At 34.1% G+C, this 26,299-nt stretch carries 25 protein-coding genes; 8 read left to right on the forward strand and 17 right to left on the reverse strand.

Features of this window, described 5'->3' with window-relative positions; translation table 11 throughout:
* Positions 1-17: 17 nt before the first annotated feature.
* The 4 genes from OZP12_RS08045 to OZP12_RS08060 all read left to right on the forward strand — a co-directional run bounded on the left by OZP12_RS08045 (position 18) and on the right by OZP12_RS08060 (position 3,847).
* Positions 18-926 (forward strand): cbb3-type cytochrome c oxidase N-terminal domain-containing protein, encoded by a 909-nt coding sequence (locus tag OZP12_RS08045; RefSeq protein WP_281228523.1) that lies wholly within the window; start codon positions 18-20, stop codon positions 924-926.
* An 82-nt stretch (positions 927-1,008) separates the two neighbouring features.
* Positions 1,009-2,427, forward strand: coding sequence for a cytochrome c oxidase accessory protein CcoG (gene ccoG / locus OZP12_RS08050; protein WP_281228524.1), 1,419 nt, complete (start codon positions 1,009-1,011; stop codon positions 2,425-2,427).
* A 145-nt stretch (positions 2,428-2,572) separates the two neighbouring features.
* Complete coding sequence (locus OZP12_RS08055; RefSeq protein WP_349293568.1) at positions 2,573-3,031, forward strand: FixH family protein; 459 nt, start codon at positions 2,573-2,575, stop codon at positions 3,029-3,031.
* Between the two features lie 114 nt (positions 3,032-3,145).
* Positions 3,146-3,847 carry a sulfite exporter TauE/SafE family protein gene (locus OZP12_RS08060; RefSeq protein WP_281228525.1) on the forward strand — a complete coding sequence of 234 codons (702 nt, stop codon included), beginning with the start codon at positions 3,146-3,148 and terminating at the stop codon, positions 3,845-3,847.
* A 416-nt stretch (positions 3,848-4,263) separates the two neighbouring features.
* Here the strand turns inward: OZP12_RS08060 and hemN are convergent, their stop codons facing one another.
* The 8 genes from hemN to OZP12_RS08100 all read right to left on the reverse strand — a co-directional run bounded on the left by hemN (position 4,264) and on the right by OZP12_RS08100 (position 14,355).
* Positions 4,264-5,628, reverse strand: coding sequence for an oxygen-independent coproporphyrinogen III oxidase (gene hemN / locus OZP12_RS08065; protein ID WP_281228526.1), 1,365 nt, complete (start codon positions 5,626-5,628; stop codon positions 4,264-4,266).
* A gap of 127 nt (positions 5,629-5,755) precedes the next feature.
* The gene (locus tag OZP12_RS08070) at positions 5,756-6,226 is read right to left on the reverse strand and encodes a hypothetical protein (RefSeq protein ID WP_281228527.1); all 471 of its coding nucleotides are present in this window, start codon (positions 6,224-6,226) and stop codon (positions 5,756-5,758) included.
* A 109-nt stretch (positions 6,227-6,335) separates the two neighbouring features.
* On the reverse strand, positions 6,336-6,683 hold the full coding sequence (locus OZP12_RS08075) for a hypothetical protein (RefSeq protein ID WP_281228528.1): 348 nt from the start codon (positions 6,681-6,683) through the stop codon (positions 6,336-6,338).
* A gap of 123 nt (positions 6,684-6,806) precedes the next feature.
* Positions 6,807-8,819 (reverse strand): DUF349 domain-containing protein, encoded by a 2,013-nt coding sequence (locus OZP12_RS08080; protein ID WP_281228529.1) that lies wholly within the window; start codon positions 8,817-8,819, stop codon positions 6,807-6,809.
* A 226-nt stretch (positions 8,820-9,045) separates the two neighbouring features.
* Complete coding sequence (locus OZP12_RS08085; RefSeq protein ID WP_281228530.1) at positions 9,046-9,795, reverse strand: shikimate dehydrogenase family protein; 750 nt, start codon at positions 9,793-9,795, stop codon at positions 9,046-9,048.
* The gene (locus OZP12_RS08090) at positions 9,795-11,192 is read right to left on the reverse strand and encodes a tetratricopeptide repeat protein (RefSeq protein ID WP_281228531.1); all 1,398 of its coding nucleotides are present in this window, start codon (positions 11,190-11,192) and stop codon (positions 9,795-9,797) included. Before OZP12_RS08090 ends, OZP12_RS08085 begins: the two co-directional genes overlap by 1 nt.
* A gap of 234 nt (positions 11,193-11,426) precedes the next feature.
* Entirely contained in the window at positions 11,427-12,608 is a 1,182-nt protein-coding gene (locus OZP12_RS08095; RefSeq protein WP_281228532.1) for an aspartate aminotransferase family protein, read from the reverse strand.
* Between the two features lie 115 nt (positions 12,609-12,723).
* Positions 12,724-14,355, reverse strand: a complete 1,632-nt coding sequence (locus tag OZP12_RS08100) for an OstA-like protein (RefSeq protein ID WP_281228533.1) — start codon at positions 14,353-14,355, stop codon at positions 12,724-12,726.
* A gap of 308 nt (positions 14,356-14,663) precedes the next feature.
* On the opposite strand from OZP12_RS08100, the gene OZP12_RS08105 reads away from it, so the two are divergent.
* Positions 14,664-16,517, forward strand: a complete 1,854-nt coding sequence (locus tag OZP12_RS08105) for an alpha-amylase family protein (RefSeq protein ID WP_432419520.1) — start codon at positions 14,664-14,666, stop codon at positions 16,515-16,517.
* Between the two features lie 59 nt (positions 16,518-16,576).
* Here OZP12_RS08105 and OZP12_RS08110 read toward each other — a convergent pair whose 3' ends face one another.
* From OZP12_RS08110 to rsfS, 7 genes are all read right to left on the reverse strand, one after another.
* On the reverse strand, positions 16,577-17,353 hold the full coding sequence (locus tag OZP12_RS08110; protein WP_281228535.1) for a superoxide dismutase: 777 nt from the start codon (positions 17,351-17,353) through the stop codon (positions 16,577-16,579).
* A gap of 15 nt (positions 17,354-17,368) precedes the next feature.
* On the reverse strand, positions 17,369-17,638 hold the full coding sequence (locus OZP12_RS08115) for an acyl-CoA-binding protein (protein ID WP_281228536.1): 270 nt from the start codon (positions 17,636-17,638) through the stop codon (positions 17,369-17,371).
* Positions 17,638-18,291 carry a phosphatidylserine decarboxylase family protein gene (locus tag OZP12_RS08120; RefSeq protein WP_281228537.1) on the reverse strand — a complete coding sequence of 218 codons (654 nt, stop codon included), beginning with the start codon at positions 18,289-18,291 and terminating at the stop codon, positions 17,638-17,640. Before OZP12_RS08120 ends, OZP12_RS08115 begins: the two co-directional genes overlap by 1 nt.
* The gene (locus OZP12_RS08125; protein ID WP_281228538.1) at positions 18,281-19,132 is read right to left on the reverse strand and encodes a phosphatidate cytidylyltransferase; all 852 of its coding nucleotides are present in this window, start codon (positions 19,130-19,132) and stop codon (positions 18,281-18,283) included. Before OZP12_RS08125 ends, OZP12_RS08120 begins: the two co-directional genes overlap by 11 nt.
* A 1-nt stretch (position 19,133) precedes the next feature.
* A complete protein-coding gene (locus OZP12_RS08130) occupies positions 19,134-19,736 on the reverse strand; it encodes an LUD domain-containing protein (RefSeq protein WP_281228539.1) in 603 nt (200 codons plus the stop codon).
* A 110-nt stretch (positions 19,737-19,846) separates the two neighbouring features.
* Positions 19,847-21,772, reverse strand: coding sequence for an ATP-dependent zinc metalloprotease FtsH (gene ftsH, locus OZP12_RS08135; protein WP_281228540.1), 1,926 nt, complete (start codon positions 21,770-21,772; stop codon positions 19,847-19,849).
* Between the two features lie 17 nt (positions 21,773-21,789).
* Positions 21,790-22,161, reverse strand: coding sequence for a ribosome silencing factor (gene rsfS, locus OZP12_RS08140; RefSeq protein WP_281228541.1), 372 nt, complete (start codon positions 22,159-22,161; stop codon positions 21,790-21,792).
* A 97-nt stretch (positions 22,162-22,258) separates the two neighbouring features.
* On the opposite strand from rsfS, the gene OZP12_RS08145 reads away from it, so the two are divergent.
* Entirely contained in the window at positions 22,259-22,987 is a 729-nt protein-coding gene (locus OZP12_RS08145) for a biotin--[acetyl-CoA-carboxylase] ligase (RefSeq protein WP_281228542.1), read from the forward strand.
* Between the two features lie 75 nt (positions 22,988-23,062).
* Here OZP12_RS08145 and OZP12_RS08150 read toward each other — a convergent pair whose 3' ends face one another.
* Complete coding sequence (locus OZP12_RS08150) at positions 23,063-23,455, reverse strand: SRPBCC family protein (RefSeq protein WP_281228543.1); 393 nt, start codon at positions 23,453-23,455, stop codon at positions 23,063-23,065.
* A gap of 49 nt (positions 23,456-23,504) precedes the next feature.
* Entirely contained in the window at positions 23,505-24,146 is a 642-nt protein-coding gene (gene pyrE, locus OZP12_RS08155; protein WP_281228544.1) for an orotate phosphoribosyltransferase, read from the reverse strand.
* 7 nt (positions 24,147-24,153) lie between these two features.
* On the opposite strand from pyrE, the gene OZP12_RS08160 reads away from it, so the two are divergent.
* Positions 24,154-24,756 (forward strand): NUDIX hydrolase, encoded by a 603-nt coding sequence (locus OZP12_RS08160; RefSeq protein WP_281228545.1) that lies wholly within the window; start codon positions 24,154-24,156, stop codon positions 24,754-24,756.
* Between the two features lie 146 nt (positions 24,757-24,902).
* Positions 24,903-26,099, forward strand: coding sequence for a BamA/TamA family outer membrane protein (locus OZP12_RS08165; protein WP_281228546.1), 1,197 nt, complete (start codon positions 24,903-24,905; stop codon positions 26,097-26,099).
* Positions 26,100-26,299 lie beyond the last annotated feature (200 nt).

The following is a 26,299-nucleotide window of genomic DNA, read 5'->3' on the forward strand; positions in this document are numbered from 1 at the left end:
TTCAAAAAATATAAATAATGAAAAAATTAATTCCACCATATATAAGAGTTCTTTTCATATTTTTCTCAGTCATGGGATTGATGGAATATTTTATCGACTCAGGAAATCGTCCTGCTTTTGTAAAATACCCTATGGTTGCTGTCTTTTTGTTTGTATTGCTTTTTCTTTTGATTGCAATAGAAGTAACATTGAAGGCTGTAAACACAATCACTTACACATTGTTGTCAGATGAGGAAAAAGCAAAATTAGCCCATGAGGATACTTTAAGTCTAAAAGAAAAATCTTGGTATAAAAACCTGATGCAACGTTTGACAAGAACGGTGCCGATTGAAGATGAAAAGCAATTGTTGATGGATCATGATTATGATGGTATCAAAGAATTGGACAACAATTTACCACCATGGTGGGTGTATTTGTTTTATGCCTGTATTATTTTTGCAGTGATCTATTTGGTTCGTTACGAAATTATGGGAGCACCGGATCAAGAAGCTGAATTAAAAAGTGAAATGGCACAGGCCAAAATTGAAGTAGCCGAGTATATGAAAACGGCTCCTGATTTGATGGACGAAAAAACAGTAACTTTACTAACAGATAAAGCTGATTTAGATAAAGGGAAAACTATTTTCGAGACCAATTGTGCGGCTTGTCATCGTGCTGATGCAGGAGGGCAAATTGGACCAAACTTAACTGACGACCATTGGATATTGGGTGGAGGGATCAAAAATATTTTCCATACTATTACAAATGGAGGTCGTGACGGAAAAGGAATGATTGCCTGGTCTAAAAATGGATTAAAACCAAAAGAAATTCAGGCGGTTGCAAGTTATGTTATCTCATTGAGAGGAAGTAATCCAAAAGATCCAAAAGCACCTGACGGTGAAATTTGGGTTGATGAGAACGCTCCTGCCGGTACCGCAACAAAATAATAGTAATAATTATATAAATATGAAGAGCTTTATCAAAATTCAATACTTTGAGAAAGCTCTTTTTTAATTTAAAAATAATAAAATGTCAAGTAAACTGGACGAATCTTTCAGAGATACCATTGGAACTGTTGATAAAGAAGGCCACAGAAAGTATATTTATCCGAAAAAGCCATCGGGTAAATTTTATGATTATAGAAAATGGGTGAGCTATTTTTTATTGATCATTCTTTTTGTCAATCCATTTATAAAAATAAATGGGAACCAATTCATGATGTTCAACGTTTTGGAACGTCGTTTTAATATTTTCAGTTTCCCTTTTTGGCCACAGGACTTTTATATTTTTGTACTGTTTATGGTCATTGGGGTTGTGTTTGTTATCTTGTTTACGGTTATTTTTGGTCGAATTTTTTGCGGTTGGATTTGTCCGCAGACGATTTTTATGGAAATGGTTTTCCGCCGTATAGAATATTGGATTGAAGGAGACAGGGGGGCGCAAATCCGTTTGCAAAAACAAGAATGGAACGGGGAAAAAATAAGAAAGAAAACTTTGAAATGGTTTATGTTTCTTGTGATTTCGTTTCTGATTGCCAATATATTTTTGGCGTATCTTATCGGTAGTGATGAATTATTTCGTTTGATTGAAGATGGGCCTTTGGCACATTCAAGCAGTTTTATTTCTTTATTGATATTCACGGGCGTTTTCTATTTTGTTTTTGCTTGGTTTAGAGAACAGGTTTGTATTATTGCCTGTCCTTACGGAAGATTGCAAGGTGTGTTATTGGACAAAAAATCAATAAACGTTGCTTATGATTTTGTACGAGGTGAAAAAGAAGTTGGTAGAGCCAAATTTAATAAGCAGGAAGACAGGGCTGCCTCCGGAAAAGGCGATTGCATCGATTGTAAGCAATGTGTAAATGTTTGTCCGACTGGAATTGATATCCGTAACGGAGTTCAGTTGGAATGTGTAAATTGTACCGCCTGTATCGATGAATGCGATACCATAATGGAAAGTGTAGGACTGCCTAAAGGGCTTATTAGATATGCTTCGGAAGATGAAATAGAGACTAAAGCCAAGTTTAAGTTTACTGCAAGAATGAAAGGGTACACTGCAATTTTGGTTATATTGGTTAGTGTACTCACAGGTTTATTGTTTTTAAGAACCGAAGTTGAGGCTACCATTTTGAGATTACCGGGGCAATTATATCAGCATAAAGGAGATAATATCAGTAATATATATACTTTTAAAATTATCAACAAAACCAATCATGATATCAAAGACATGAATTTTAGATTGGTTGGAATTAAAGGAACATTGAAAGTAGTTGGGGTTCAGGAATTAAAAGTTCCTATGCACGGAATGTCTAGCGGAACTATGTTTATTGAAATTAATAAGTATTTGTTGGAAAGCGACAGAACAAATCTGGAGATTGATCTGTATGAAGGGAATAAAAAAATAGAATCTACCCATACAAGTTTTTTAAGCCCGCGCAGTTTCGATTAGGTTTAAGAGTAATCAAAAAAGACAAATAAAATAAATATTAAGATTAAGAGATGAAATCGCAATTAACAACAAGTTTGTTGCAAACAAACTCGAATAAATAAAAAGCGATACCATAAATGACCTATAACAAATGAATTTTACATTTATGAAAATAAAAATTAATTGGGGGACTTCAATCGTGATTGCGTTCGTTCTGTTTATCAGCTTTATTATGTATTTTGTTTTAAAAGTACAGTCAGACAGTAAGTATGACAACGAATTGGTGGTGGACGAGTATTACAAGCACGATGTCCATTTTCAGGATGAAATGGTACGAATTCAAAATGCACATGATTTAAAAGAAAAACCGGTGATTATTGTTGGTTCCAATGGTGTGACGGTTTCTTTTCCGGCAGTTTTTTCGCCAAAGGATATCAAAGGAACAGTCGCTTTATATAGAGCTTCCAATAAGAAATTTGATTTTCAAGTACCACTCGCTTTTACGGATTTAGCTTCTTTGTCTATTCCTAAGGATAAGTTTGTTGGTGGTGAATGGTACATCAATATGGAATGGAAATATAATGGTAAAGCCTATTTGACCAAACAAAAGATTTATATTAAATAAAGTTAGAGGTAGAAGTTAGAAATAAGAAGTTGTCTTAAACCTGTTTTTTGTAAGGTAATATCTTTTTTTTTAATTTTTAACTTCTAATTTCAAACTTTTAATTTCTAACCTCAAATGCTTTACACGGCTTTTTTATTTGGTTTAATCAGTAGTTTTCACTGCATAGGAATGTGTGGTCCCATTGCTATGATGTTGCCTGTAGAACGAAATAATCCCGCAAAGAAAGTAATTCAAATCATTACGTATCATTCAGGGAGGTTAACTGCTTATGGAAGCATAGGTTTGCTTTTTGGATTATTGGGCAGAGGTTTGTTTTTAGCAGGAATCCAACAGCAGTTGTCTATTTTTATTGGGGTAGCTATGATTTTGGTGATTTTAACTCCCGAAAAGATTTTTTCCAAATATAATTTTTCGAAACCGGTGTACGGTTGGATTTCAAAAATCAAGCAAAGTTTAGGTAGTCATTTCAAAAATAAAAGCTTCAAATCGCTTTTTATTATCGGGTTGCTTAACGGTTTTTTGCCTTGCGGAATGGTCTATGTGGCTTTGTTTGGAGCTATTGCCATGCAGAGCGCCGGTTTTGGAGTTTTGTACATGGTACTTTTTGGATTGGGAACCGTGCCTTTGATGAGTTTGGTAGTTTATATTAATTCGTTTCTGACCGTCGGCTTTCGGAATAATATTCAAAAAATTATTCCCTATGTTGGTATTGCGATAGGTATTTTGTTTATCCTAAGAGGACTGGGGCTAGGGATTCCCTATGTTTCGCCTTCCAACATGAGTTTGTTTGTACAAGAAAAAGCCAATTGTCATTAATTGGCTTTTTTTATGCTTTTCAAGCAAAATAAGTTTTAAAATCTAAACTCGATTTTTTAGTATGATGGCAAAAAAGCAAAATCTTTCCTTTTAGCCCCGACAGTAGCGAAAATCCTCTTGTCCTGTCTCGTCCCAAAAGACGAGAAGGACAAGAGATTATAGTGGATGGCGGGACAATGATTACTGAAAATGCCTAATTTTTCCTGCTCCAAAAATTAATAATCGTATCCATGTTTAAGAGATTTTGTCGTTAGTGGATATTTTTTGATTAGACCTAACTTAAGGACGTATAATAAAAAAGCGGGTACGCTTAGCACGACCCGCAGTCCCGTCTTTTGGGGCGAAGCCAAAAGCTCTCAAAAAGGGTGAATTATAAATGAATTAAATCAAAATGATATTTTAAAAGTATCAATTTTTTAAATAGTCATTGAAAACAGTGCCGTTTCAGGCGCTTTTCTTTTTAATCTTAAATCGAAGGCCATGCAAATGTTGCGGACATACGGTTTTCCTTCTTCAGTGACAATGATTTTTTTGTCGCCAATAGTCAATAAACCGTCGTTTTCCATTTCTTTCAGCTGAATTAGAATATCTGGGATTTCAGAAACATAATTTGCCGAATCTTCCCAACTGGTTTCAAAATGGCACATTAGGTTCAGGATATGTCTCCTGATAATTAAATCTTCTGCAGATAATAAATGGCCTCTATAAACCGGCAATTGATCGGTTTTTAATACTTCGTAATATTCTTCGATGGTTTTGACATTTTGAGCAAAACTGTACCAACTGTCGCTTATGGACGAAACACCTAAACCAATCATTAATTGGGTTTTTGAGGAGCTGTAGCCCATGAAGTTTCGGTGCAATTTTTTATTGTCAAACGATTTGTATAAACTGTCTGACTTTAAGGCAAAATGATCCATGCCAATTTCGTAATACTCATTTTCAAAAAGCAATTCTTTTCCAACTTCGTATAATTTTCTTTTGGCATCATCTTTCGGAATGTCTTCATCACGGAATCCGCGTTGTCCATTTCCTTTTATCCACGGCACATGGGCGTAGCTATAGAATGCCAATCGATCAGGTTGTAGCGAGTTTGTTTTTTCAATCGTATCTATGACATCTTCTACTTCCTGAAAAGGTAAGCCAAAGATAATGTCATGTCCGATGGAGGTATAACCTATTTTTTTTGCCCAAAAAGTTACTTTGGCAACATTGTGGAAAGGTTGTATTCTGTGGATCGCTTGTTGTACTTTTTCGGAATAATCCTGAACGCCAAAACTCACTCTTCTGAAGCCCAAATCGTACAGTTTTTGCAAATGGGCAAGTGTGGTGTTATTGGGGTGTCCCTCAAAACTAAATTCAAATCCTTCGGCTTTTTCAGCAAGCGCGAATATCCCGTTTATTAAGTTTTCAAGGTTTTCTACGGAGAAAAAAGTTGGTGTCCCTCCGCCTAAATGGATTTCTTTAATTTTAGGTTTTTTCCCCAAGATATTGCGGTAAAGCGTCCATTCTTTTAGGACAGCCTCAATATATGGATTTTCGACGTAGTGGTTTTTGGTGATGCGTTTGTTGCAACCGCAAAAGGTGCACAAACTTTCGCAAAATGGAAGATGAATATATAAACTTATCCCTTCTTTGTCATTACTTTCCTGAAACGACCTTTTTAGGGTTTCTATCCAAAGTTCATTAGTAAATCCTGACTCATCCCAATAAGGAACCGTAGGATAACTAGTGTAACGAGGCCCAGGTACATTGTATTTTTGAATAAGAGAGGTTTTCATAATTTCGCATTTAATGTAAATGACAAAATTAAAAGGACTTTTTATAGATTAAAATGATAATTGTCATATTTTCTTTGTTTGTGGCTATATACAAACAAAGAGGTTCGTGTGAACCTCTTTGTGTTTTTTATAGATTTTGATTAATTATGGCAACCCATTTTTTTGCCAATTTGTGGTCTTCAAAGAGGCAATTAAAATCTAGATAATGGTTTTCGATATTGTAAATCGGAATCATTTCTTTTTTCATGGTGTTTTTATGCACGAGTTCTATTTCGACTTTTTCAATGATTCCTAATCTGCTTCGGGTGGTTTCAATTAGGTTGCAGAGGATAATATCTTTTAGATCTACAAAATAGGCAGTGTCTTTTTTATAACTGAAATCAATGAACAAAAAGCCTTTGTTCTTTTGGTCTATAGACAGGATTTTTTTGTTCTGTGTTTCAGTTAATTCAAAGTCGTAGTGATTGTTTTGGCTGTATTGTTTTTTTATCTCTTTTATTTTTGCCCTGTTCGTTATGTTGGAACGAAAGACTAAAGTTATAGGAATACCTATTAAAATTGTAATTATTACGCCAATTATGGTTACAGATGTGTCCATTTTTTATTTTTTAGGATTAGATACAATGATTTTTTTTCCTGATTCAGTTAGAATCAAGAATGGATTAAAAGTCGCTTTGACTTTAATAATTCGGAATCATGGTATTAAATCACCAAAAATAATGGAAGGGAAAAAGTAAAATCGAGACTTTGGAACATCTGTCGATGTCTTGGTCCGATAAAGCGATTTTGAGATCGTCTTCTTTAAAACTTGAATGTAAGGATATAGCCGTATTGAAGTTGTAAAAACTAGTTGGAATACGGTTGTTGTGTTTTACGTCTGGATTGCTCCTCTCTACAGTAGGTTGTATAAAGTGAGAAACGCTTAAACTTTCTTTGCTGAAAGCTGTCGCAGTATCTTTTTTTGAAGAAATCGTAGAATCGTGATTTGCACCAAAGGCAAGACTGAACTGAATCAGTAGTGCTGTGAATACGATAAATTTCCAAAATTTTCTCATACTGCAAATGTAGAGAATAGACTTTGATCAGCAGAGTGTATTGTGGTAAATGAAAGTTAAAGTTGATAAAAAAAAGCCTCAAACTTATTGGTTTTGAGGCTTGATTCGATATTTAATTTGAAATTAATCGAGGTTTAAATTTCGTAATTGTTTTAGTTTCTCCTTCCAAACATCTAAGCTCTCTTTGTGGATCGCAATGTTTTTTCGAACTTCTAATACAATTGAATTTTCTTTTTTCGAGTTCTTGGTATTGGCAAAAAACTGAATGTTGTTTTCCAATTGGAAAATTTCATTTTGCACTTCTTCGATTTTGCGCATTAAGAAAATCTTCTCGTTATCGAGTTTTCTGGTGTCGTTGCTTTCAGAAAGGTTTTCCATTCTGTTGGCAAAACGCATCATTTCAGTATCTTTTTTGCTTAAGCTTAATTTTTCGAATAAAGCATCAAGGATTTTGTTGAATTTCCCTTCGATATGTCTTCTTGGGAAAGGAACTTTTCCAAAGTTTTTCCAAGTTTCGATATGCAATTTGATGGCATCCAAATCGGTTTTGTGATCACCTGTCAATTGGAATTCTCTTAATGTTTCCAAATAGGCTTTCTTTTTGTCAAAAGCTTCTACTTCTTCAACATTTTCAACACTTTTGTGTTCTTTTAGTTTGTCGAAATAGTGGTTGCAAGCTTCTCTGAATTCATTCCAGATCTTATCGGAATATTTTCTTGGTACGTGACCAATTTTTTTCCAATCTTCCTGAATTTGTTTCATAATTGGAGTAGTGCTTGCAAAATCGACACTTTCCTGTAATTCTTTGGCTTTTTTTACCAAAGCTATTTTCTTATTCAGGTTTTCGTTTTGATCTTTTTTGATGTCTTTGTAAAAAGAGTTTTTGAAGCTGTTGAAATTTCTAACGGCAGTTTTGAAAGCCAACCAAGTAGCTTCGTTAACATCGGCAGGGACTTTTCCTGCGGCGAAAAACTCAGAACGCAATGCTTCTACTTTTTCAATTTGTGTTAGCCATTGTGAATGTGCATTTACTTTTTCGGTAGCTAAAACTTCAATTTTGGCAATAATTTCTTTTTTCTTTTCTAAATTTTCAATCTCAGTTCCTCTTAGCTTTTCAAACATTAATTCACGTTTATCGTGCATTTTTTTAGTCAGTTCGCTAAATTGGTTCCAAATTTCATCACGGTATTCTCTGGAAACAGGACCAATGTCTTCTTTCCAAATGCGGTGTAAATCCTGAAGTTCTCTGAAAGCTTTGTTGATGTCTGCTTCATTTAGCAATTCCTCAACGCGTGCTATTATTTTTTGTTTTTGTTCCAAATTGTATTTGAAATCAATATCTCTTGCTTCTCTGTCCAAGTGCAAATAATCATAGAAATTTTCTACGTGAAAATGATAGTTGTTCCAAACGTGATTGTATTTGTCTTTTGGAATAGCTCCGGCATTTTTCCATCTTTCTCTTAATTCATTAAAATGATTTAAAGTGTCTTTGATGTTTGCTTGCGGATTGATCAGTTCTTTAAGTTCTTCTACAATAGCTAATCGTACTTCAAGGTTTGATTTTAAGTTGGATTGCAAACTTTTAAAGTGAGTATTTTTATTGTCTTTGTAGATAGTGTAATACTGATCGAACTTTGTTTTTAGCGGAGAATGATATTGGAATTCTTCGTTTGGATCTTGATTTTCATGATTGAATTCCTCTCTTTTTTCTTCAATGAGATGATTGTATTTGGCTAAAAAAGCTTTTTTGATTTCTTCAACATGCTCTTTTATAGACATCACCTTTTCATTTGTAACTAAATTTTTCAATTCATTTACAAGTTCATCCATAGGTAATGCCTCGTAATTAAGCATCGGGATATCGTGACGCTCTTTTAATGTTTCGTCTTCACTTTCTTCAGCATTTGTCTCAGCAATTGCATCAATTACATTCTGTTTTTCACTTTCTTCATCTTGATTCAAAATTGCTGATTCAGAAATAGGATTTACTGTGTTTTCCTCTGCAACTGGAGAACTAATTTCGTTTTCAATTGTTGCATTCATTTCTGATTGAATTGTTTCTTGCAATTCATTGGCTGTTTTTCCATCTATCTCATTTTCTTGAAGAGACAGGCTATCGTTCTTTTCTTCTAACATTTTGTAAATGTTTAAGGTTTCTATTTTTTTACTAGCGAAAGATACTAAAGGTGCGCCAAAATACAAAATAAAACTTTGGTTAATAGTTTTGTTTTAAGGATAATTCTTTCTTTTTGGGTGTAATTTGTATTGTTTCTAGTTTGTTGTATATTGTTTTTAGGAAGGAGAAAATAAAAAAAGTCCCGCCGAAGCAGGACTAAAGATTTTTATTTGTTTTTGATATTTTCTATTTATTCCAAATTTTCCAAGCCTTTTCCGCCTGAAAAATAAGCATATCCAAACCATTTTTTATTTGGGCGTCTTGTGCTTTGGCTTTGCTTAGAAATTGTGTTTCTGCCGGATTGTAAATTAAATCGTAGGCAATGTGTTTTTCGGTAAAATATTCGTAGGGAATAAGGGGGAATAAATGCACATTTGGACTTGTTCCCACCGGTGTACAATTGATTATGATTTGGTAATTGTCAAAGGTAGTAGCATTGATAAGGCTGTAATCAATGCAATTTGGCTTTGATTCACGGGATACAAAGGTGTAAGCGATATCCAATTGATCTAAAGCAAAAGCAACACCTTTGGACGCTCCGCCTGTACCTAGTATAAGCGCTTTTTTATGATGTGGTTGTAATAGCGGTTCTAAAGATTTTTTGAATCCGTAGTAATCAGTATTATAGCCTTTTAGTTTTCCTTTTTTTGTGAATTTAATGGTGTTTACAGCTCCAATTTGGGCTGCGTTTTTTGATAATTTATCAAGAAAAGGAATTACTGCCTCTTTGTAAGGAATAGTTACATTCAGCCCGTTAAGATCCGTGTTGTTTTCTTTTAGTTCTGTAAAATGACTGATTTCCGGAATATCAAAATTTTCATAAGAGTAACCTTCAAAATGCTCTTTGCTGAATTTTTCTGTAAAATATCCTTTTGAAAAGGAGTAACTAATATTGCGGCCCAATAGACCAAAACGTTTTCTTAAAACTTCAATCATTATTGTTTTTTATGTTTGTCAATATAATTTCTCACCATTTTTTTCTCCCAAACAACAGGAAATAATTCTTCCAGCAAGATGTGATTGTCGTAATTCAAACGCAAAGCATTGCTCAAGTGGAATTTTGCTTTAATATTGTCTGAAATCATAAAATATAATCCTGCTAAACGGTATTCAACTTCGTATTCTTCAGGGAAATATTCAGAGGCTTGCAATAGCGTTTGGATGGCGCTTTCGAATTCACCTAAGAATTGCAAAATATCAACCCAGAACAGCCAAGTGTCAAGTTGATAATCTCCAAATTCTACCGCTTTTCTGAATCCATATTCGGCTTCTTCAAAAAGGTTCATTTGTTTGTTGATGGCAGCAAAACGTTTCCAATACAATTTGTTTTGATTGTCTATCGCTAGTGCTTTGTTGACAAAAAACAACGCTTTTTGGTAGTTTTTTTGGCGAACATAAAAATCGGTGATTGCGATCCAGCCTTTGTCCAAAAGAGGGTCTTCGTGTACCGTCTTGTTGAAATATTTTAGCGCCAAAACTTTGTTGCCTAATTTTTCGTAACATTTTCCTATTCGAAGCAAAGCATAGGATGTGGCGTCGTCCAATTCGATGGTTCTGTTATAACTTTCAATGGCAAGTTCGTATTTTTTTAAACGTTCCAAAGCTTTTGCTTTTTCCATAAAAGCACCTAGGAATTCTTCGTCAATAAGTGTCGCGTAGTCAAAAGCACGTATCGCACTTTCATATTCTTTTACACCATAGTACAAACGTCCCAATTGATGCCAAGCAATTTCGCTGTAAGGGTTTTTGTCAATGTACTTGTTTAGATAAGCAATGGCTTCTTGGTTTTGATCCAAAAATTCATAACAATAAACCACATTGTATAAGGCTGATTGGTCTTCAAAATCTTCTTCCAAGCATTTGATAAAGCTTTCTTTTGCCATTTCAAGATTGTCCATAAACAGATATTCCATGCCAATTAAGTTGTAAACATCGGCATAGTCATCTGTGTATTCTAGAGCAATCTTAAGCATTTCGACTGCTTTTTCATGTTGGTCTCTTTTGGAACAAATGTTGGCTTTTTGGATGTAAATTTCTTCGTTTGTAGGTTCAATGGCATACAACTCATTCAATAGTTTTTCGGCTATCTCAAGTTTGTCTTCGTAAATAAGCATTTCTACTTGGACTAATTTTAGTCCGCTGGATCTAGGGTGTTGTTCCAGTGCTAGTTTTAATGCTTTTTTGGCCAATGCTGTCTTGCCCATATCGAGGTAATGAAGAATGATTTCTTCAAATTCTTCGGAGTCAAAAAAGAGTACTTTGTTGGTTTTCAACATGGACTCAAATTTGGATAGGGATAAGTTATACTCTTCTTCTTCGTTGCTTAATTGCATACTGTGTGTTTTTAAATTATCCTATAATAAAATTAGGAAAACGTATTGTTGATGTGAGGAAGAATTCTATTTGTTGTGAACAATTTAATTAACAGATTTTTCAATGTCAATGTAAAAAATTAAATTCAAAAATCAATTTCAATGGCAATATCAATATCAATGTCAACCTTTAAATATAAATCTAAATAAAACAAACATTAGATGTTTTAGATTTTAAATCTGCAATCAAAAATCTTAAATCATCATCTCATTCATTACTTCGAGAATTATTGCACAACCTTCTCTAATTTCTTCTTCTGAAATTGTTAGAGGTGGTGTTATTCTAATTGCGCATCCTTCAAAAAGTAGCCAAAATAGAATCAAACCTCTGTCTTGACATTTTAGGATCACTTCATTTGTGATGTCTGCACTCTCCGTCATGGCGGCAAGCATCAATCCTCTTCCTCTTATTTCTTTAATCAAAGGATGTACCAAAAGTGATCTGAAGAGTTTTTCTTTCTCTAAAGTGTCAGCCATGATACTGGTCTCAGTTAATTCTTTCAAAGTAGCCAGGCAAGCTGACGCAATGACAGGGTGTCCTCCAAAAGTGGTGATGTGGCCTAATTTTGGATTTTCGGTTAGTAAATCCATCATTGCTGATGAAGCTGTGAAAGCTCCTACCGGCATTCCTCCGCCCATTCCTTTTCCCATAACAACAATATCTGGTATGACATCGTAATTTTGAAACCCGAAAAGTTTGCCTGTTCTTCCAAAACCCGGTTGGATTTCGTCTAGTATCATTATTGCGCCTACTTCGTTACAACGCGCCCTTACTTTTTTTAGAAAATCATTATGTGGCTCAATAAAACCGGCTCCCCCTTGAATGGTTTCCAACAAGATTCCTGCTGTTTTAGTTGTGATTTTTTGTAAATCGGCTTCGTTGTTGAAGGTTATAAAATCAATGTCCGGGAGCAATGGGCGAAAAGCTTGTTTACGCTCTTCATATCCCATAACACTCATGGAGCCCATTGTATTACCGTGATAGGCATTGTGACATGAAATCAATTGACTTCTTCCTGTGGTTCTTTTGGCTAGTTTTAAGGCTCCTTCAATAGCTTCAGTACCCGAATTGACCAAATAAGTTTTGTCTAAGGGGGCGGGGAGAAGTGAAGCCATCAGTTTGCAATATTCTACCGCAGGGCTTTGTGAATATTCTCCATAAACCATGACATGTGAATATTTATCCAATTGATCCTTTATGGCATCATTTACTCTTTTGTTTTGATGTCCTAATGTGCAAGCCGAAACACCTGCTACAAAGTCCAGGTATTTTTTATCATTTGTATCAAAAATATAAGAGCCAATAGCATGTGAGACCTCCATGCCTAAAGGATAAGGAGAAGTTTGTGCTTGGTATTTTATGAAATCGGGGTTCACTTTTTAAAAGTTTAATTGTTTAAATGTTTAAGAGTTTAAATGTTTAAGAGTTTAAAAGTTTAAAAGTTTAGGATATGGAATTTGTTTCAAATTCTATATTCTGAAATCTGCAATCTCAAATCTTTTTTTTCTTCTTATCATAATTCAAAGTTTCCTTTCGGATTTTCATTGGAGTAGCTTTTTTAGCTTTGTCTTTTTCAGTTGCTTCCTGAACTTTTTGTTCCTCATCATTTTCTTCTTTGCTAAAAACGTCATCTTTGGTCATTATCCGTTCATCACCGCGCCATTTGAGTCCCCTCAGCGTTCTTCCATTTTCAGGTAATTCGGCTTCAGGATAAATAGTTCCGTCAACTTGGTGGAAAAATGTGATATCTTCTATTGCGTTTTTGTCAAAAAGAATATTGATTTTGCTACTCACATTTTTGTTGATACCAATGAGTTCGTGATTGTCATTCCGCATATAATAAATTACTTCCGCATTTTTTATGATATCAACATCGTGGAGTTTTCCATCTTTGAATTTTCCAAATAGATTTAGTCCCTTTACTTGATTAAATCCGGTTCCGAGGGTGTCCTTCGAGACAATGAAAGTGTTGTTGAGGACTTTGAGTGAATCCAGTTTCTGTGTTTTTTTATCAGCGATAAGATGCATCAGATCGCCTGTGATTTGACTGTCACCATTCCATAATATAGGGTTTCCAATCAATTTTGTTAAACCTAATTTGGTGCTGGAATGTATAGAGTCACATTTTCCGCTCATATCAGTTTTGTAGAAACGAACGTTATTGAATGCCCGGATAATCCTGTTCCCTTCTTTGCCGGTAACTAAGAGTCTTTTACCATGGATATAAACCGAATCATTATCTACAAAATTGACAGCCAATGCTCTTTTGGTTACGAACATCGAGTCCTTGTTTTTGTATAATTCGGCATAATGTCCTCGGACAACCCCGCGATTGACGGAGTCGGTTATTTTTACATTTCTTGTGGCAGAAGCAAATTCTTTGTTTCTATCATAATACAAACTGTCGCCCTTTATTAGCCGGTCATCATATTTGATATAGGATTTGTCCAGAAAATGAGCGAGATTTTTTTTGGTATCGTAAAACCCTTTTTCTGTATAAATATAATTGGTTTTACTGGTTATAGTTGATGGACCAAAAAGATAAGAGTGCCCCGAATTACTGAAATAATCAAGATGATTAGATTTGATTTCGTATGATTTATTGGTAAGTGTAACTGCCGTTAAGAACTGGAATTTTTTCTGTGCTACATAATATCTTCCGGATTTACTCTTTAAAGTATTGTCTTTGTTGATAATTGTTCCTTGAGTGTTATAAAAAACCTCCTGAGTATTTCGGTCAAAATTAATTGTATCGGTGGCTAGAGTCGTATCGGGCGAACTCATGACAGCTTTTCCCGTTGCAAAAGCTTTTTTTAATTGACCACTGTATTCAGCATAATCACTGTTCAAATACAAAGTGTCGCCTTGCACTAACTGTACATTTCCGAAGGCTTTTAAGTAGTTTTCTTTTTGAAAATAATAAGCTTTGTTACAGGTTAAAACCACGCCATCATGATTAACTTTTACGTTTCCGGTCAGTAAAAGTGCGTCAGGGAATTTGATTTCATCAACATCCGCAAAATCAGAATGTTCAATTAATATTTTTTTGGGAGCCTGCGCTATTATTAGATTAGCACAAAGCAATACTAAGCTGTAGATAATGAAATTTAAAGATTTCTTCAATGGTTTTAATTTTTTTGTAAATTTATGAAAAATGAAGTAAACCCTTTAAATATTAGGATTTATTTATAATAGCCTATATTTGAAATACGGGAATAAATTTTAAAAAAAAATATTTATAAACAAATGAATTAGCTATTACGTTGTAGTGGTTTTTTAATCTGAAAATCAGTTGTGATGGGCTGGTTAGTGCGATTGTTTTTTTGAAAAAAGAGCTAAATTTATGGATTGATACCGAACGTAGTTATAGTATCAGTTGTATATTTTTAATTTTTTATAATTTTAAAAAAATGATCGCAAAAAAAATAGTAATGGCAGGAATAGTTGTTTTGCTTATAGCTACTGCCTGTAAAACTAAAGATGTTAAAATGAGTTTACAAAAGAAAGAAACAGTTCCTGAAAATAAAGCTGTAGTTTATCAAGTTTTTACCCGATTATTTGGTAACAAAAACACGACGAATAAGCCATGGGGAACTATTGAAGAAAATGGAGTTGGAAAATTTAATGATTTTACAGATAAAGCTCTTCATGAAATAAAAGATTTGGGTGTTACACATATTTGGTACACAGGTGTTCCGCACCATGCAGTCATTAGAGATTATACTGCAATTGGAGTTTCAAATGATGATCCGGAAGTGGTAAAGGGAAGAGCAGGTTCTCCCTATGCTGTGAAGGATTATTACAATGTTAATCCTGATTTGGCAGTGAATCCAGCCAAACGTTTAGAAGAATTTGAAGCCTTAATCCAAAGAACACACAAGGCAAATCTAAAAGTGATTATCGATATTGTTCCCAATCACATTGCCCGAAAATATGAAGGGAAAAGTAATCCGAAAGGAGTGAGGGATTTTGGTGCAGATGACGATGTTACTGTAGAATACAAAAGAGACAATAATTTTTATTACATACCAAATACTCCTTTTCAATTGCCTGATGGAGACAGACCTTTAAATGGGGAAGCGAATCCGCTTATTGATGGTAAATTCGAAGAAAATCCAGCAAAATGGACAGGAAATGGTTCGCGATTGGCTAAGCCTGATAAAAACGATTGGTACGAAACGGTTAAGGTAAATTATGGTATTCGCCCTGATGGTTCAAAAGATTTCCCTGAATTGCCTTCAGGTTATGACAAGTTATCCTATAAAGAACATTATGATTTTTGGAAAGATAAAAGCGTACCTAGTTCTTGGATTAAATTAAGGGACATTGCTCTGTATTGGATTGCCAAAGGAGTTGATGGTTTTAGATACGATATGGCCGAAATGGTTCCGTATGAATTTTGGAGCTATATGAACTCCTCTATAAAAAATGCGAACCCGGATGCTTTCCTAATGGCTGAAGTATATAATCCTAAAGAATATCGTAATTATATTCATTTGGGAAAAATGGATTATTTGTATGATAAGGTAGAAACGTATGATAAATTAAAAGATATCATTCAGGGAAAAACACCACCGGACGGACTTTCGTACATTCAAAGCGGTCTAGCCGATATTGATGTACACATGTTGAAGTTCTTGGATAATCATGACGAACAGAGATTGGCAAGTCCTGAATTTGCAGGTTCTCCCGAGAAAGGAAAACCAATGATGGTTGTTTCGGCGATGATAACTTCGGCACCTATTATGATTTATTTTGGACAGGAAGTAGGAGAGGCCGGAAATGAGAATGGTGGATTTGGATCCCATTCAAGAACATCTATTTTTGATTATGTAGGCGTTCCAAATCATCAACGATGGATGAATGATGGCGCATTTGATGGAGGGAAATTGTCGCAAAGCGAAAAAGACTTGCGTGATTTTTATAAAAGATTGCTCAATTTTTCTGCTAAAAGCTCAGGAGTAATGGGGCAATTTCAAGATCTTCAGGAAGTAAACCGTCATGCGGGTCTTGGATATGATCCTAATCATTTGTATTCTTTTGTTCGTTGGTCGGATAAGCAAAAATTAATTGTTATTACTAGTTTTTCTTCTGAATCAACAAATAGTTTTGAATTGAAAATTTCATCAGATATTATAAGTAAATGGAATTTGAAAGATGGAACTTATGTTTTAAATGATCAATTGTATGGAAAAAATGCCGTTCAGTTGCAGGTTTCAAATGGCGAAGGAAAAGCTTCAATAACAATTCATCCTTTGGAATCATTTATTTACCAGTTGGATTAACTAAGATGAAAAGAAATAAAAAAGCTGATATTTTTTAAGGTATCAGCTTTTTTTGTTTCTTATTTTTTGAAAGTTCCCTTATAGTTTTCGTTAACTTTTTCCCAGTTTATTATATCGAAAAAATCATCGATATATTTTTTCTTTTTGTATTGGTAATCCATAAAATAGGCGTGTTCCCAAAGATCAATTCCTAAAATTGGTGTACCATGAAATCCAACAACCGGTGCGTATGTCATTAGCGGATTGTCTTGGTCTTGTGTTGTTGATAATTGAAGAACTCCTGTTTTGTCCACTATTAACCAAACCCATCCTGAGCCAAATTGTTTATTTGCGGCGTCTTTAAATACTGTTTTGAAATTGGAAAAAGAGCCAAAATCTTTTGTGATTTTTGATGCTAATGTGTCTATTGGTTCACCTCCCGCTTTTGGAGATATACATCTAAAGTATAAACTATGGTTGTAATATCCTCCGGCATTATTTCGAAGGGCAGCATCGTTAATATCTAATTTGGTTAAGATGTCTTCAATGCTGAGATTTTCTTTGTCGGTTCCAACAATCGTTTTGTTTAAGCTGTTGGTGTAATACAAATAATTTCTATAATGCGATTCCATCGTCAAAGCTGATAAATTTGGCGATAATGCATCATATCCAAAAGGAAGTTTTTCCATTTTAAATGGACCTTCTTCAGCTTTTAGGTCATCTGGATTGCCTATTTTTACTTTTTCCTGTACAGTTGGAAGTGGTACTTCTACAACTTCGGTCATTTTTTTATCATTACATGAAATTAAAACCGAAATGAAGAGTAAATAAGCTGCTATATAAGTCTTCTTTTTCATCAGAATATAGAGTAATTACTTTTTTGTCAAGGAATGAATTAGTTCAATATATTGTCTTTTTGCTTCTTCTTTAGTAAGATGGCTTATTTGAATCCAGGCATTAGTTTTGAACGCATTTCTTAGGTCAGAATTGTCCGAAACACTAAATTTGGATTTGTCAAATGTCGCGTGCTTATAAAAGGCATAAAGGCGTAACTGGACATCTTGTGGTAGAGATGCTTGTGTCATAGCGGAAGCAATTTCAACGGCTTCTTTAAATTTTTTATCTAAATCTTTTCCGGTCATTAAGATTTAATTGCAATTATTGTTTTCCCTCCAATTGCTTTTTGGTTTAATTCCACATTTATTGGAGTACCTAAAGGTAAAAATATATCTACTCTTGAACCAAATTTAATAAAACCAGCATCGGTACCTTGTACAACCTGCATTCCTTCTTTCGCATAATTTACAATACGTTTGGCTAATGCACCAGCAATTTGACGGTACAATATAGCGCCGAAAGTATTGTTTTCTACTACAATTGTAGTTCTTTCATTTTCTTCACTTGCTTTTGGATGCCAAGCAACTAAAAATTTACCTGGGTGATATTTACTGAATTTTACAATTCCGCTTATAGCATAACGAGTTACGTGAACATTTATAGGAGACATAAATATTGAAATCTGAATTCTTTTGTCTTTAAAATACTCACTCTCAAATACTTCTTCTATGACAACAACTTTTCCATCAACAGGAGCAAGAATATGATTTTCGTTTATTTCTACTGTACGTTTTGGGTTTCTGAAAAATTGTAAAATGATAATTAATAGCAATAGAGCTATTATTTCAATAGTCATTTTAATCCATTCTGTCTGAATGAAATGATCAGCTACTAAACAAACAACAGCGGTAAAAACAGTTCCTAGTAAAATACTTTGAGTTCCTTCTTTATGAAACATAACTTAAAATTTGATAAAATAAAAATATTATTGGTGCGACAAAGATAACACTATCTAGTCGATCTAGAATGCCTCCATGACCAGGCATTATGTTTCCACTGTCTTTTTTTTCTGAAATTCGTTTGAATTTAGATTCGACCAAATCGCCTATTGTTCCAAAAATACCTACTATTAAAGCAATTATGATCCAAATGTAAGTGTTCTTTTCTGGAAGTTGTAAAAAATATTTTGAGATAAAATAACTGGCAATTAAAGAGAATCCAATTCCACCCAAAAAGCCTTCGATAGTTTTTTTGGGAGAAATTCTTTCAAATAATTTGTGCTTACCAAAGGTTTTACCAACTAAATAGGCAAAAGTGTCATTGGTCCAGATTAAAATGAAAATGCTAATCAGAATATTTGGATTGTATCCTTTTATTCCGAAAGGTATTTTGGTAATAATGATAAAGGGTAAGATGATGTATCCTATTAGATAAGCAAATTTAGAAAAGGTATCTACCTTTAGATTTTTGTTATCAAATAAGAACACAATACATTTTAGGGAAACGATCAGGGATAGAAAAAGTACTGCTAAATCAAAATTTTTGCTGTAGCGTAAAATGTAAAAAATCCCATCAACTTTTGTGGCTACTGCAATTTTGAAAAAAAGCAAATAAAATACATTGGCAATTATAATAGGGGTAATTTTGTTTAAGTGAACTAAATTGCAAAATTCCATTACCGCTATCAATAAAAAAACTCCGAATAGAATGAAAAAAGTTTCTATTGAGTATTGTATTGAAGCTATGAGTAATAAAATATATAGAGCCCCGGATATCGATCTTTTTAGAGTTTCATTCATTTTAAAGATCTTCTAAAAGCAATAAATATAAATTTTTGGCAGAACTTCCGTATTGCGTAAAATCTTCCTCTTTTGCTTTTTCAAAATATTTTATTGTTGTGATATTGGTAGGGTATTCCGTCAAGTATTTTCGTCTTATTGCACTAAGGCCATCGCTTTTACCTTCAACTATTTGGCTTGTTTTGGCAAGAATAATGATGTTTGTAGGTAAATCATTTGGTTTTTTTTGCTTGATCTGATTTGATGAAAATAAAATAGAACCTTCTTCGGCAACCAGATTTTCGCAGCTTGATAATAAAAATTTAGGATTTATGTTTTGACCGTAAATGAGTTTGTTTTCATCCAATAAAGGAAATAATTTTGGTTCGTAACATAAAGCTTCACATTCAAACCAATCGTTTTCTTCAAGTATATTTTCAAATTGTTCTTTTACTTCATTTGAGTTTTCGCAGTATAAAAATTTACCCCCATTTTTTTTGAAATTATAGACAAATTGCTCGTCCATAGGGGAATTAATATCTGGATTTGGTTTGTCTGAATGACCGCTTTTTGCTTCATCTGAAGCGGGATCGTTTGAACCAAATAATTTTTTAAAAAGATTCATAATTTGTTAATAATCGTTCTGTGTTACTTGAAAACGTTCAAAGATAAAAAAATCTTAATTCAAAACAGGGTTTTGAATTAAGATTTTAATTATTTGTGTTTATTTAGTAATTACGACACTACTTCACCTAGGTTTTTGTCAAAACTTCTTTTTCCAAAAATGGCTTCCAAATCGTCTTTGAAAATAACTTCTTTTTCGATTAGGATTGAAGCTAACTGTTCTAATTTGTCTTTGTTTTCTTCCAGAATAGTTATCGCTCTTTGGTATTGTTTTTCGATAAGATCTGAAATTTCTTTGTCAATTACTTTAGCAGTTTCATCAGAATATGGTTTAGAAAAACTGTATTCACTTTGTCCGCTTGAATCGTAATAAGTTACATTACCGATTTTGTCATTTAAGCCGTAAACAGTAACCATAGCACGGGCTTGTTTTGTAACTTTTTCCAAATCGCTTAAAGCTCCGGTTGATATTCTGTCAAAAGTTACTTTTTCGGCAGCTCTACCTCCCATAGTAGCACACATCTCGTCAAGCATTTGGTCTGTACGAACAATTAAACGCTCTTCTGGTAGATACCATGCGGCTCCAAGGCTTTGTCCACGAGGAACAATGGTTACTTTGATTAGCGGAGCAGCATGTTCCAACATCCAACTTACTGTTGCGTGTCCAGCTTCGTGAATAGCGATAGCTCTCTTTTCTTCAGGAGTGATGATTTTATTTTTCTTTTCAAGTCCTCCTATGATACGGTCAACTGCATCAAGGAAATCTTGTTTGTCAACAGCTTCTTTGTTATTTCTGGCAGCAATTAATGCGGCTTCGTTGCATACATTGGCAATATCGGCACCGGAAAAACCTGGTGTCTGTTTGGCTAAGAAATCAATGTCTAATCCTTCTACTTTTTTCAATGGAGCAAGGTGTACTTCGAAAATTTCAGCTCTCTCGCGAATATCCGGTAAGTCAACAAAAATTTGTCTGTCAAAACGACCGGCGCGCATTAAAGCCTTGTCTAAAACATCGGCTCTGTTTGTCGCTGCTAAAACAATTACATTTGAATTGGTTCCGAAGCCGTCCATTTCGGTCAATAATTGGTTTAATGTGTTTTCTCTTTCGTCATTACCACCAGACATATTGCTTTTTCCTCTGGCTCTACCTACGGCATCAATTTCGTCAATAAAAATGATGGCAGGTGATTTTTCTTTAGCTTGTTTGAAAAGATCACGTACTCTTGAAGCACCTACGCCTACGAACATTTCAACAAAATCAGAACCTGATAAAGAGAAGAATGGAACTTGTGCTTCGCCAGCTACAGCTTTTGCCAATAATGTTTTACCAGTTCCTGGAGGTCCTACAAGCAACGCTCCTTTAGGGATTTTACCTCCTAAATTGGTATATTTTTCAGGGTTTTTAAGAAATTCTACAATTTCTTGTATTTCTTCTTTGGCACCTTCCAAGCCAGCTACATCTTTGAATGTAGTCTTGATATCTGTTTTTTCATCAAAAAGTTTCGCTTTAGATTTTCCGATATTAAAAATCTGTCCGCCTCCGCCACCTGGGCCACCAGACATTTTTCGCATGATGAAAATCCAAACACCAATAATGATAATTATCGGTAATAGACTTACAAAAAGATCAGTCCAATTACTTTTTTGTTTGAAATCATAATCTTTTAATTTTCCTTCAGAAACGGCTTTTTCTAACTTAGTCTGAAAAATTTGGTCATTACCAATGTCAAATGTATAATGAGGGCCTTTGTTTATGTTGCCCAGTACGTCTTTTGCTACGTTTTTATGTTGAGGGTCGCTTAAAGCTTTCTCGCTTAAATAAACTTCTGCTTCGTTTTTATTGTAAATAATTACTTTTTCGATTTGTCCTTTTTCTAAATAAGAATTGAATTTGGAAGAAGTTAATTGAGCAGGTTCGTGAAAGTTAGATCCACCAGTTAAAAAACTTATTGCTAGGAAAATTAATAGTATAGCAGTATAGACTAACCAAGGACTTACCCTGAATTTATTTGGATTTTGATTATTTTCTTTAGCCATTACAGAATGTTATTTCTTTAATATTTGTTTTCAATTTTAGTGATTTTGGCATCACCCCAAAGGCTTTCAATGTTGTAGTATTCACGAATGTGTTTTTGAAATACATGAACTACAATGTGAACGTAATCCATTAGTACCCATTCGGCAACATCAGAACCTTCAACATGCCAAGGTTTGTCTTTTAAATCTTTAGAAACTGTTTTTTGAATAGAATTGACGATGGCATTCACTTGAGTGTTTGAATTACCGTTGCAGATGACAAAATAGTCACAAACGGCTGTGTCTATTTCTCTTAAATCTAAAATATCGATATCACTTCCTTTTACTTCTTCTATTCCTTTTATGATGTTTGCTAGTAGAACATCGTTGTTTATAGTCTTTTTCGTCATTTATTTTTTTGTATAAGTTTGTAAAGTTACCATTTTTTGTGATTAATTTTGAACCTTAACATAATATTAAATTATGTTTTACCAAAAAAAAGTATACATGAAGCTAATCAAACTCGATGCCATAGATTCTACAAATGAATTTCTAAAAGGTTTATCGAACAAGCAAGAGGTTCAAAATTTTACTGTTGTCACCGCCGAGAATCAATTGAAAGGGAAGGGGCAAATGGGGGCAAAGTGGAATTCTGAGTCTGGTAAAAATCTAATAATGAGTGTTTTGATTAAGGATTTTTTGTTTGATAGTGAGTCCGTTTTTAATATAAATGTAGTCGTTTCGTTGGCGGTAATCAGGACGTTGAAAAAATACAATATCCCTGAATTAAGTGTGAAGTGGCCTAACGACATTATGTCAGCCAATAAGAAAATTGGTGGCATACTGATTGAAAATAGTATTAAAAGAACAGGGGCTATAAACTCAGTTGTAGGATTGGGTTTGAATGTAAATCAGATGCAATTTGAGAATTTACCAAGAGCTTCTTCGTTGGCATTAATCTGCAATTGTTTTTTTGATAAAGAAGAAATTTTGTTTGGAATTATTGCAGAAATGGAGCAAATGATAGGTAGTTATGCTGTAAACGCTTTTGATTTATGGGAAGAATATACCAGCGAATTATTTAAAATTGGAGTTCCTGCGGCTTTTTCTAATGAAAATGAAGACAACTTTATGGGGATCATAAAAGGGGTTTCTTCTATGGGAAAACTGCAGATTCTTTTGGAAGATGACAGTGTTTGTGAATACAATCTGAAAGAAGTGCAAATGCTTTACTAAGTCTGAATTTATTTTATAGCAATAAAAAAGCCTTTTAGTTTTTGCTAAAAGGCTTTCTTTTTTGATTATAACTGATTAAAGTTTTGTCATGTTGTTTGCCAGGGTTTCAATGAATTTGCTGATAGGACCTTTCACCATCATGGCCATCATTGCATTAAATTCGCCTTCAAAATCAAGTTTTACTGCGCTTGATTGTTCTGAAACCGTATCGATGTTCGCTACCAATGTAAATGGAACTTTGTCGCTTGCAGCACCCAAAACAATTTTGTTTGGAGCCACTTTTTCTTTCATCTTTAATTTGATTTCCGGCATTCCTTTTAATCCAAAAATAAAAGCGTCTGCATCGGTAACTTCAAACTTAGCGATATTGTCCGGCATTAATTTTTCGAAGTTTTTTACATCACTCAATAAATTAAATAATTCTTGGCTTGATTTTTCAACTGTAACTTTTGGACTTTCTAAGTTCATTATTTTTTGTGTTTTGTTTAAAGTAATTTACCTAAAATGAGAATGAATGTTAAATATTCCAAGTAGATGGACTTACATTCCATTCTCTTAAAGTTTGCTCTTCTTCTTCGGTAACATACTTTTTGGCAACAGCCAAATTCAATAAGTTTTGATAATTACTCAAAGTGTATAAATCGATATTGGCATTTTTGAAGTTTTGGTCTGCAACTTCAAAACCATAAGTGAATATAGCTGCCATTCCTTTTATAACTGCTCCTGCTTCCCGTAAGCCTTCAACGGCGAGCAAGCTACTGTTTCCAGTACTGATTAAATCTTCTATTATTACTACGTTTTGTCCTTTTTGCAAAAATCCTTCCACTTGGTTTTGGCGACCGTGTTTTTTTGGTTCAGGACGTACATATACAAAAGGTAATCCCATACTTTCTGCAACTAGCATTCCTATACCAATTGCTCCAGTGGCTACACCGGCAATTACGTCTGGTTTACCAAATTGTTTTTCTATATTTTTGGAAAATTCGTCTCTAACATAATTTCTTATCGCTGGAAACGAGAGGATTAAACGGTTATCGCAATAGATAGGCGATTTCCACCCGGAAGCCCATGTAAAAGGATTTCCTGGATTCAATTTAATTGCATTTATTTGCAAAAGCAATTCGGCTGTTTTTTCGGCTGTATTTTTATTAAAAATCATAATACAAATGTATAAAGTTTTTGTTAACGACAAACCACTTTTTTTGACAAATCAAATCTCAAAAGAGACAGATTTTCAACTTTTCTTGCTTGACAGTATTGATATTGAACAGGTTATTGTGAAAATGTTTCAGAATAAAATTAAGAAAGCTTATTTGTATCATCCTGATGAAAGCGTGATAATGAAAACTTTGAAAGCTAAAATTGCTGTCAATAAAGCTGGAGGTGGATTGGTATATAATAAAAAAGGTGAAGTCTTATTCATTTTTAGAAATGGAAAATGGGATTTGCCTAAAGGTGGCACCGATAAAGGTGAGTTAATTGAAGAAACCGCGATGCGCGAAGTGGAAGAGGAAACCGGTGTAAACGGATTAAAAGTCGTAAAAAAACTTCAGAAGACTTATCACATCTTTAAACGAAACGGAAAGTACCGATTAAAGATTACCCATTGGTTTGAGATGCAATCTACATTTGAAGGTACACCAAAGGGACAATTGGAAGAAGGAATTGAAAAAGTGGCCTGGCTTAAACCAAATGAAATCCCTGCTGCATTGCAAAATTCGTATGAAAATATTAAGCTTCTGTTTGAAGAAGAAAAAATGATTAAATAAAACCTCAGTCACTATAGAGCCGCTTTAGGCTTGATTATTAGTGATTTTTAGTCTAAGAAAAAATCGTTTTTAAATTTGTTTATCCTTATTTTTGATAGTTGAATTTTTACAATTATCATTTATTGGTATTCAAAATTTAAGTTCGAATGAAAATAACTCTCACCCTCCTTGCTTTCCTCTCTTATACTTTTTATGCCTTTTCATTTTCGAAAAATGAGAATCCTTCGTTCTGTAAAAAGGGAATGACATCGACAGTGTTAATTGGTGTTTTGGATACTGTGAAAAAATCAGATACCATCAAAAAGAAAGAGAAGAAATTTGCTTTTATGCCATTGCCTACCTTGACTTACGACCGTTCACAAGGAGCCGGAATTGGGGTAATAGCTATGGGACTTTTTAAGGCAGATGACTCAAAAAAAGTACCTCTTTCCAGGATTATGGCAATTGGTAATTATGCTACAAATGATTCTTATTACATGATGCTGGGAACGCGTCTTTATTTAATGGAAGATCAGTGGAGAATACTTGCTGCTGTAGGATATATTAATTACAATTTTCAGGCATTTCAAGATTTTGAAGATGCCGGCACTGGAGGAGTTACGGGTGTTTATGAAACTCCATATACCACAAAGGGAGGTTTGTTTGCTTTTGCCTTACAGAGAAGAGTCTTTGAAAATTTTTATTTGGGAATAGGAGGATTCATGATGCGGTCTGATGTGACAGTCTCACTCCCAGATGGCAGTGAAGTAGTGCAACCCAATAATATTAATTCATTGTCAGTGCCAATTAGTTATGATACCCGAAACAGTATCTACAATCCTAGCTCTGGAATTTTTATTGACGGAAGATTTTCAATTGTCCCCTCATGGCTTGATAATGACAATGATTTCGTTAAAACAATGCTATATGTAAATCATTATAAAAAATTAGGAGACCATAAAATTTTGGCCAGCCGGTTCGCAATGAAAGCCAATTTTGGCGATGTTCCTTTTGCTTCGCAAGATTATATAGGGCAAACGGATTTAAGAGGTTATACCCAAGGGGAATACAGAGGAAATCAAACTTATACGGTTCAATCTGAATTCCGGAATAATTTTTATAAAAAATGGGGCTATGTTGGTTTTGCCGGACTTGGAATCGCCTACAGAAAGTCCGAAGAAGGTGCAGCAGCTGGGGATTGGTATAATTCCGGCGCTTCCTGGAGCAAGCCTTTACCAAGTATAGGTGCTGGTGCCCGTTATCAGGTAATTGAAAAAGCTGGTCAAAAAGTAAATGCAGGAATAGATGTTGCAGTAGGTCGTGGGGATTGGGGTTTTTATTTCAGAATTGCTGAGGCTTTTTAATTTTTTTTTGGAGCAGAAACATAAGGCGTTTTTGTAAACATGGATCCTGCTTTTCGCTGTATCTTTTCCTTTTTTCTTTAAAAAGGAAAAGGATGCCGCTACAATCAGGGCTAAAGGGAAATATTTTTGTTCTTTTGCCTTCATTACAGATTTTAATTAAGTCATAATAATTAGAAGTGATTTTCGATATTATGATACTC

It is taken from the genome of Flavobacterium aquiphilum (assembly GCF_027111335.1).
In the GTDB taxonomy this organism is placed as follows: Bacteria; Bacteroidota; Bacteroidia; order Flavobacteriales; family Flavobacteriaceae; genus Flavobacterium; species Flavobacterium aquiphilum.

Coding starts and splice junctions, on each gene's coding strand:
- OZP12_RS08045 (WP_281228523.1), top strand. CDS start 18: ATGAAAAAATTAATTCCACCATATATAAGAGTTCTTTTCATATTTTTC.
- ccoG (WP_281228524.1), top strand. CDS start 1,009: ATGTCAAGTAAACTGGACGAATCTTTCAGAGATACCATTGGAACTGTT.
- OZP12_RS08055 (WP_349293568.1), top strand. CDS start 2,573: ATGAAAATAAAAATTAATTGGGGGACTTCAATCGTGATTGCGTTCGTT.
- OZP12_RS08060 (WP_281228525.1), top strand. CDS start 3,146: ATGCTTTACACGGCTTTTTTATTTGGTTTAATCAGTAGTTTTCACTGC.
- hemN (WP_281228526.1), bottom strand. CDS start 5,628: ATGAAAACCTCTCTTATTCAAAAATACAATGTACCTGGGCCTCGTTAC.
- OZP12_RS08070 (WP_281228527.1), bottom strand. CDS start 6,226: ATGGACACATCTGTAACCATAATTGGCGTAATAATTACAATTTTAATA.
- OZP12_RS08075 (WP_281228528.1), bottom strand. CDS start 6,683: ATGAGAAAATTTTGGAAATTTATCGTATTCACAGCACTACTGATTCAG.
- OZP12_RS08080 (WP_281228529.1), bottom strand. CDS start 8,819: ATGTTAGAAGAAAAGAACGATAGCCTGTCTCTTCAAGAAAATGAGATA.
- OZP12_RS08085 (WP_281228530.1), bottom strand. CDS start 9,795: ATGATTGAAGTTTTAAGAAAACGTTTTGGTCTATTGGGCCGCAATATT.
- OZP12_RS08090 (WP_281228531.1), bottom strand. CDS start 11,192: ATGCAATTAAGCAACGAAGAAGAAGAGTATAACTTATCCCTATCCAAA.
- OZP12_RS08105 (WP_432419520.1), top strand. CDS start 14,664: ATGGCAGGAATAGTTGTTTTGCTTATAGCTACTGCCTGTAAAACTAAA.
- OZP12_RS08110 (WP_281228535.1), bottom strand. CDS start 17,353: ATGAAAAAGAAGACTTATATAGCAGCTTATTTACTCTTCATTTCGGTT.
- OZP12_RS08115 (WP_281228536.1), bottom strand. CDS start 17,638: ATGACCGGAAAAGATTTAGATAAAAAATTTAAAGAAGCCGTTGAAATT.
- OZP12_RS08120 (WP_281228537.1), bottom strand. CDS start 18,291: ATGTTTCATAAAGAAGGAACTCAAAGTATTTTACTAGGAACTGTTTTT.
- OZP12_RS08125 (WP_281228538.1), bottom strand. CDS start 19,132: ATGAATGAAACTCTAAAAAGATCGATATCCGGGGCTCTATATATTTTA.
- OZP12_RS08130 (WP_281228539.1), bottom strand. CDS start 19,736: ATGAATCTTTTTAAAAAATTATTTGGTTCAAACGATCCCGCTTCAGAT.
- ftsH (WP_281228540.1), bottom strand. CDS start 21,772: ATGGCTAAAGAAAATAATCAAAATCCAAATAAATTCAGGGTAAGTCCT.
- rsfS (WP_281228541.1), bottom strand. CDS start 22,161: ATGACGAAAAAGACTATAAACAACGATGTTCTACTAGCAAACATCATA.
- OZP12_RS08145 (WP_281228542.1), top strand. CDS start 22,259: ATGAAGCTAATCAAACTCGATGCCATAGATTCTACAAATGAATTTCTA.
- OZP12_RS08150 (WP_281228543.1), bottom strand. CDS start 23,455: ATGAACTTAGAAAGTCCAAAAGTTACAGTTGAAAAATCAAGCCAAGAA.
- pyrE (WP_281228544.1), bottom strand. CDS start 24,146: ATGATTTTTAATAAAAATACAGCCGAAAAAACAGCCGAATTGCTTTTG.
- OZP12_RS08160 (WP_281228545.1), top strand. CDS start 24,154: ATGTATAAAGTTTTTGTTAACGACAAACCACTTTTTTTGACAAATCAA.
- OZP12_RS08165 (WP_281228546.1), top strand. CDS start 24,903: ATGAAAATAACTCTCACCCTCCTTGCTTTCCTCTCTTATACTTTTTAT.